Raw genomic sequence first — 6,656 nt, 5'->3', positions numbered from 1 at the left:
GCCCGAGACCGACGCCCCCGCAGTGGCCGAGATCGAGCGGCTGTATCTCGACTCGATCGCTGCCGCGCGCCGCTCGATCTACATCGAGTCGCAGTATTTCGCGGCCGACGGCATCGCCGAGGCCATCGCCCGCCGCCTGGCCGAACCCGATGGCCCCGAGGTGGTGGTGGTCAACCCCGCCGCGGCGCAGGGAGCGATCGAGGATGCGGCGATGCACGTCACCCGCAGCCGGCTGATGCTGGCGCTGCAGGCCGCCGACCGGCACGGCCGCTTTCGGCTGCTGTCGCCGGTCAGCACCGAGGGTGCGCCGATCTATGTCCACGCCAAGCTGGTGATCGCGGATGACGAGATCCTGCGGGTCGGGTCCTCGAACATCGACCGCCGCTCGATGGGGTTCGACACCGAGGCCGACGTCGCCGTCCTGGCCACCACCGCGCGCGACCGCGACCGCATCCGCGCGATCCGCCACGAACGCCTGGCCGAGCACCTGGGCGCCACCCCCGAACAGGTCGAGGCCGCCGGCGGGATGATCGCCGCGCTGGACAGGCTGAACCACGGTCCGCGCCGGCTGGTCCCGATCGAGCCGCGCGAACCGGGGCTGCTGGGTCGGTTCCTGTCCGACACCCGGCTGTTCGATCCCCGCTATCGCCGCAGCGCGCAGTCGCGGCTGGGGTTGACCGGCCGGCACGTGTTCCTTGCCGTGGGGGCCGCCGCGGCGCTGGGGCTGATCGCCTGGCGCCGGTCGGCGCGCAGGCGTCGCTGAGACCGGGGCAGCGATTGCAGCCGCCCGCGATCCGATCCTAGGGTGGTTGCAGGGCAAGTCGGGGGACAGGGATGTATCTGGGAATCGACCTCGGGACGTCGGGCGTCAAGGTGATGCTGATGGACGAGACGCAGGCGGTGGTCGGCTCGGCGACCGCAGCCCTCACCGTCTCGCGGCCGCGGCCCGGCTGGTCGGAACAGGCGCCCGCGGACTGGATCGCCGCCACCCGGCAGGCCTTGGCCGAATTGCGCGCGCGCCACGATCTGGGCGGGGTGCGGGGGGTCGGCCTGTCGGGGCAGATGCACGGCGCGGTGGCGCTGGACGCGGCCGACGCGGTGATCCGCCCGGCGATCCTGTGGAACGATGCGCGCAGCGCCGCGCAGGCGGCGCGGCTGGACGCGGATCCGCTGTTCGGGGCGGTGTCGGGCAACATCGTCTTCCCCGGCTTTACTGCCCCAAAGCTGGTCTGGATGGCCGAGGAGGAACCCGAGGGCTTCGCCCGCGTCGCCCGCGTGCTGCTGCCCAAGGACTATCTGCGGCTGTGGCTGACCGGCGACCACACAGCCGAGATGTCGGACGCGGCCGGCACCAGCTGGCTGGATACCGGCGCCCGGCAGTGGTCGGACGCGCTGCTGGCCGCCTCGGGGATGCGCCGCGACCAGATGCCCGACCTGGTCGAGGGCACCGAGGTCTCGGGCCGGCTGCGCCCGGCGCTGGCGGCGGAGCTGGGCCTGCCCGCGGGCATCCCGGTCGCCGGCGGCGCGGGGGATAACGCGGCGACGGCAATCGGCGCCGGCACCGTGGCCGAGGGCCAGGGCTTCGTCAGCCTCGGCACCTCGGGCGTGATCTTCGCCGCCACCGACCGCTATCTTCCGCGGCCCGAAAGCGCCGTGCATGCCTTCTGCCACGCCCTGCCGGGCATGTGGCACCAGATGGGGGTGATCCTGTCGGCCTCGGCGGCGCTGGAATGGCTGGCCTCGGTCACCGGCGCCCGCCCGGCCGAACTCACCGCCGATCTGGGCCCGCTGCAGCCGCCGGGAGAGGTCGCGTTCCTGCCCTATCTCTCGGGCGAGCGGACGCCGCATAACGATGCCGCGGCGCGGGGGGGCTTTGCTGGGCTGTCGGCCTCGACCGACCGGGCGGCGCTCACGCGGGCGGTGCTGGAGGGGGTGGCGTTCGCACTGGCCGACTGCCTTGCCGCGCTGCGGGCGGCGGGGTCCGATCCGCAGGCGCTGCTGGCGCTGGGCGGGGGGGCGCGGTCGGATTACTGGCTGCGCGCCATCGCGACGGCGCTGGGCCTGCCGCTGCTGGTGCCGCAGGACGGCGATTTCGGCGCCGCCTTCGGCGCGGCGCGGCTGGGCATGATGGCCGCGACCGGCACGACCCCGGCCGAGATCTGCACGCCGCCCCGCATCGCGGCCGAGATCGCCCCCGATCCCGCTTTGCGCGACGGCTTTGCCGCGGGACTGGACCGCTTCCGCGGGCTCTACCGGCGCTGACGGGGCCGCCGAACCGGCCGGGCTTGCCCCTGCGCCGGCGGGGGGCACCGTCCTGACCATCCTGAGCCTCATCGGCATGGCCGTCGCCGCCGTCGCGACCTGGGCGATCCCCGCCCCGCTTGTCGCGACGGCGGGCCTGGTCCTCGGTGGGGCACTAAGGCGGCACGCTGCTGGTGGTTCTGAACGGCCTGCGGCTGCTGGCCGACCCGATCCGCAATGCCGGGGTCCGGCCGTCGCCGCGACGCGACGCGCCCGCGAAGACGGGCGTCAGTCTGGCACGGGCGGGGCTGGGGGATGGTACCGCCTCCCCGGCTCGAACGGGGGACCTCTAGATCCACAATCTAGCGCTCTAACCAACTGAGCTAAGGCGGCACAGGGCGACGAGATAGCCCCAAGGCGCTGGCTATGCAAGTGCATCTTGCCCCGCTGCCGCGCGGTCGCTAGACCGGGAGCATCAGACGGAAAGGACCGCGCCGATGGGGATCAACAGCGAAAGCGACATCGCCGCGAACCTGCAGATCGGGCCGACCGACCAGGGGATGGTGCGGATCTATGTCGAAGGCGACGGAGTCGATCTGCCGCTGGATTTCGACCCCGACGAGGCCGCCGAGATCGCCGAGGAACTGCTCGCCGCCGCCGAGGCCGCGCGCGAGATCCTGGGCGGCGGCAAGCCCGGCAAGGGCGGGGCCAAGCCGCGCCGGCGCTGAGCGGTCAGATCATGTCCGGAAATGCCTGCGGATCGGTGCTGCGCACCAGCCGGCAGGCGGCGGTGCGAGCGATGTCGCGCAGCACCCGCGCCCGCCGGGCCGCGGCGAGCTTGGCCGCAGGCGCCATGCGGGACAGCTCGGCGCCGTAGGCATCGGCGACGATCAGGCCCGATCCCTCGGGCAGCAGCTCGACCGGGAAATCGCAGTCGGTGGCCCAGAAGAAGCGGTCGCACCAGTCGAGATAGCCCTGCCACTTGCGGTCGCCGGTGAAATCGGCCCGGCAGCTCTTGCATTCGACGATCCAGATTTCCCCCGACGGCGCGACCGAGATCACGTCGACCCGCAGCCCGCCAGAGGGGACGAATTCGCACAGCGGGGCGTGGCCCATGCCGATCAGCATCCGCGCGACGCCACGGGCGAGCCGGAAGCCCGGCTGCGCCGGCATCATCTCGTGAGGCTGTGCGTCATCCATGCCCGCCACCATGAACGAACGGGAAACATCCCGCAAGGGGCGGCGGGGCTGGACAGGGGCTTTCCCCTTGCATGCCGTGGCGCACACCCGACCGCGCCGCCTTGAAACCCCGCCCGTCGCACCCTAGCTTGGGCTCCGGCGGGTTTCTGCTCTTCCCGTGATCGGCCATCTTTTCCACTGGCCTATAATTTCTCGATGGGGGCTGGCTCTGTCGTGGCCCTGGTCACGTTACCCGGCGCCCACCTGGTACTCCAGGCTTTCGGGAAAACCTGCGCCGGCACGGTCGCTGCGGTTCCCGCCACATGGACAAGGCCGCCCCTCCCGGGCGGCCTTTCTTCGTGCCCGCAAAGCGAAAAGGGCGGCCCGAGGACCGCCCTTCCCAGAGAGACATCTGACCGAGGGAAGCGATCAGAAGCCGTAAACCAGCGACACGCCTAGCGTGTTGTCAGTGCGGATCTCGCGGTCCGAAACGTATTCGGTCTTGTAGGACACGCGGGTCGCGAAGGCGTCCGACATCTTGAAGTTCAGACCCAGTTCGTTCGTCGCCACGTCGTTGGCATCCGACGTCAGATAGTCGGTGTCGTTGGTCAGGAAGAACTGGTCGTTGAACTTGTGGTAGAAGCGCGACGACACGATGTAGCCGGTCGAAGTATCCGACACGGTCTGGTCTTCGCTAACCAGGACCGGGGTGGCCACGCCGTTCACGTCGTCCCAAGTGTTGACGGTCTTGGTGTAACGGATACCAACACCGGCTTGCACGCGCCACGCGGTGGTGTCGTTGTTGATGATCCGGTAGCCGGGACCAAAGCCAAGGAACGCATCGCGCATCACGCGGCCGTCACGCTCCAGGAATTCTTCGTTGGTCAGGCCGTCGAAGTCGTCAGCGATACCGTCGGTCGCCAGGCGGCCCAGGGCGAACGCATAGAAGCGGTCGTTGAAGTAGTAGTTGCCGTCATAGATGACCGAGGTCTTTTCGGTATCGGTGTCGCCGTCGTCATCTTCGCCGTACTCGAGCAGGATGCCGACCGACTGCTGGAACTGGCCGACATTGTGCGACAGGCGACCGGCCAGGCTGAAGTCCTGGTTCTCGGTATTGCCGGTGCGGCCGGTATAGGTCAGCGCGACCGAACCGAAGGTGCCGGTGCGGCGGTCCGCCGGGCCGAAGCGCGCAGCGTCCTCGGAGCGGGCGAAATCGTCCTCGACGGCGTCCTGCACGTCGTCCAGACGCTCGTTGACGCCCGACACGCCGGTGACGTTGGCGCCGGTCGCGATTTCGGTCTGCGCGAAGGCAGGGGCGCCCAGCAGGACGGCCAGAGCGGACGCGCTGGTCAGAAGAGCAAACTTGTTCATCGTGATCCTCTCGATCCAAATTTCAGGGCCGGTTGGGTCTCGGCCGCTTACGAGACGGATTTAGGCCGCCCCCTGGTCAGGGTGAAGGGTTGGGAGGGCCAAGGGTACGGGTCACGGGTTCGTTACAGTTCGTGAGGGAACCAAGCGGAAACGATCCGGCGAAAACGCCGCGCGTCGCGTGAGCCATGCAAAAATCGCGCGAAACCACGCACTTGCGACGGGTTCTGCGGCCGCCGGATTTCGCCCTGTCAGGTCGCAGACTTACACAATCGCGACGCATGTGCGCCGAACGTGTTGCAAAACTCGCACAATCCGGACGCAATTCCGGCGCTTGCCCCTTCCCGTCCCGTCCGCTCACCGCGGGGGACACAAGGGTCGACTCGGACCAGGGGCCGGGCTGTCGTTGCCCGGCCCCCTGGCCCTCGATCCGAAGTGACGGTTCAGCGGCGGCGCGACGCGGCGCCTGCCTTGACGGTGACGGCCTCGCCCGTCACCACCGGGGCGCGATAGCCCCCGCGCGGCCGGTCCTCGGGTTCGGCCAGCCGCATCACGGCGATGGCGAACTGCACCCCGGCAAAGACGATGGTGTTGAAGACCACGAGCATAAGGATCGCGAGCCAGCCGCCGGTGGTTTCCAGCGTCAGGTGCCGCAGGTTGGCGACGTCGAAGCCGATCAGCAGCGCGGTGAAGCAGACCGCCAGCAGCAGCCCCAGCAGCACGTTGCGAATATACAGTCTGACCAGCTCGGGCATGGCACCATCCTTGTGGCGATAACCCCAATCTAGGGAACTGAAGGGCGTCTGTCACCGGTCTTGTGGCGCGTCAGAACGACTCGGGGTGGGCCTCGCGCGCCATGTGGTCCAGCACGGCGTTGACGAAGCGGGTCTCGCGCCCGTCGGGAAAGAAGGCGTCCGCGACGCCCACATATTCCGAGATCACCACCCGCGGCGGGGTCGTCCCCGCGACCAGCTCTGCCCCCGCGGCGCGGAAGACCGCGCGCAGCACCGGGTCGATCCGGGCGATCGGCCATTTCGCCACCAGCGCCCGGTCGGTCATCTGGTCGATCCGGGCCTGCCGGTCGACCACGCCGTCGAGGATGCCGGCGAACAGCGCCGCGTCGGCCTCGGGCGTGGTGCCCTCCTCGTAGTCGACGCCGATGCGCCAGTCCTGGAACTCGCGCGCGACGCGGTCGGCAGACTGGTCGGCGGCCTCCATCTGGAACAGCGCCTGCACGGCATAGATGCGGGCGGCCCCGCTGAGCGCGCGGCGATCGGGTTTCGCGGCGCTCATGCGGTGCGGTCCCCGCAGGAGCTGATCCCGTCCAGCTCGCCGGCCAGCCGGATCACGTCGCGCGGCTCGTCGCGGCCGAAGCCGACCGGGCGGCGGGCGCCGGCCCAGCGGCGGTGCAGCGCCACCAGGTGCAGCGCCGCCGCGGCCGCGCCGCCGCCCTTGTCCTGGCCGTTCGGATCGGCGCGGACCTCGGCCTGGTCCATGTTCTCGACCGTCAGGATGCCGTTGCCGATGCACAGCCCCTGCAGCCCCAGCAGGGTCAGCCCGCGCGAGCTGTCGTTGCACACCGTCTCGTAATGCGTCGTCTCGCCGCGGATCACGCAGCCGAGCGCGACATAGGCATCGTAATTCGCCAGCCGCCCGGCCATGCCGATGGCGGTGGGGATTTCCAGCGCGCCCGGCACCTCGACCAGATCGACCGCGGCGCCCGCGGCCTCGGCCGTGGCCCGCGCGCCGGCGATCAGCCCGTCGGCGATGGCGCGGTAATAGGGCGCCACCACGATCAGCAGCCGCACCGGCGCGTCGAAGGCCGGCAGCGGCAGGATGGTATGTTCGGTCAGCGCGGCCATCGTCGT

8 protein-coding genes, 1 tRNA gene and 1 other RNA gene are annotated in these 6,656 nt (G+C 70.3%); 4 read left to right on the top strand and 6 right to left on the bottom strand.

Annotation, left to right across the window (positions count from 1 at the left end):
- Nucleotides 1-763: phospholipase D-like domain-containing protein (locus IC63_RS07105; protein ID WP_036718466.1), on the top strand; the 763-nt coding region annotated here is incomplete at its 5' end.
- A gap of 71 nt (nucleotides 764-834) precedes the next feature.
- Nucleotides 835-2,262 carry a xylulokinase gene (gene xylB, locus IC63_RS07100; RefSeq protein WP_036718428.1) on the top strand — a complete coding sequence of 476 codons (1,428 nt, stop codon included), beginning with the start codon at nucleotides 835-837 and terminating at the stop codon, nucleotides 2,260-2,262.
- A 295-nt stretch (nucleotides 2,263-2,557) separates the two neighbouring features.
- On the opposite strand, the gene IC63_RS07095 is transcribed toward xylB, so the two are convergent.
- Nucleotides 2,558-2,634: transfer RNA gene (locus IC63_RS07095), tRNA-His, on the bottom strand.
- A gap of 104 nt (nucleotides 2,635-2,738) precedes the next feature.
- Between IC63_RS07095 and IC63_RS07090 the strand changes: the two genes are divergently transcribed.
- A complete protein-coding gene (locus IC63_RS07090) occupies nucleotides 2,739-2,969 on the top strand; it encodes a DUF6324 family protein (RefSeq protein WP_036718426.1) in 231 nt (76 codons plus the stop codon).
- 4 nt (nucleotides 2,970-2,973) lie between these two features.
- Here the strand turns inward: IC63_RS07090 and IC63_RS07085 are convergent, their stop codons facing one another.
- Nucleotides 2,974-3,441 carry an MmcB family DNA repair protein gene (locus IC63_RS07085; protein ID WP_036718465.1) on the bottom strand — a complete coding sequence of 156 codons (468 nt, stop codon included), beginning with the start codon at nucleotides 3,439-3,441 and terminating at the stop codon, nucleotides 2,974-2,976.
- A 140-nt stretch (nucleotides 3,442-3,581) separates the two neighbouring features.
- Between IC63_RS07085 and ssrS the strand changes: the two genes are divergently transcribed.
- Nucleotides 3,582-3,740, top strand: a non-coding RNA gene (ssrS, locus tag IC63_RS19295) — 6S RNA.
- Nucleotides 3,741-3,849: 109 nt separating this feature from the next.
- Here ssrS and IC63_RS07080 read toward each other — a convergent pair.
- The 4 genes from IC63_RS07080 to IC63_RS07065 form a co-directional block, all read right to left on the bottom strand.
- Nucleotides 3,850-4,791 (bottom strand): DUF481 domain-containing protein, encoded by a 942-nt coding sequence (locus IC63_RS07080; protein ID WP_036718425.1) that lies wholly within the window; start codon nucleotides 4,789-4,791, stop codon nucleotides 3,850-3,852.
- 440 nt (nucleotides 4,792-5,231) lie between these two features.
- Nucleotides 5,232-5,543 (bottom strand): hypothetical protein, encoded by a 312-nt coding sequence (locus IC63_RS07075; protein WP_036718424.1) that lies wholly within the window; start codon nucleotides 5,541-5,543, stop codon nucleotides 5,232-5,234.
- Nucleotides 5,544-5,613: 70 nt separating this feature from the next.
- Nucleotides 5,614-6,081 (bottom strand): transcription antitermination factor NusB, encoded by a 468-nt coding sequence (gene nusB, locus IC63_RS07070; protein ID WP_036718422.1) that lies wholly within the window; start codon nucleotides 6,079-6,081, stop codon nucleotides 5,614-5,616.
- Nucleotides 6,078-6,650 (bottom strand): 6,7-dimethyl-8-ribityllumazine synthase, encoded by a 573-nt coding sequence (locus tag IC63_RS07065; RefSeq protein ID WP_036718419.1) that lies wholly within the window; start codon nucleotides 6,648-6,650, stop codon nucleotides 6,078-6,080. Before IC63_RS07065 ends, nusB begins: the two co-directional genes overlap by 4 nt.
- Between the last annotated feature and the right edge of the window lie 6 nt (nucleotides 6,651-6,656).

Origin of the sequence: Paracoccus sphaerophysae (assembly GCF_000763805.1) — a bacterium.
Lineage (GTDB): Bacteria > Pseudomonadota > Alphaproteobacteria > Rhodobacterales > Rhodobacteraceae > Paracoccus > Paracoccus sphaerophysae.
This window is presented reverse-complemented; position numbering and strand designations above follow the sequence as displayed.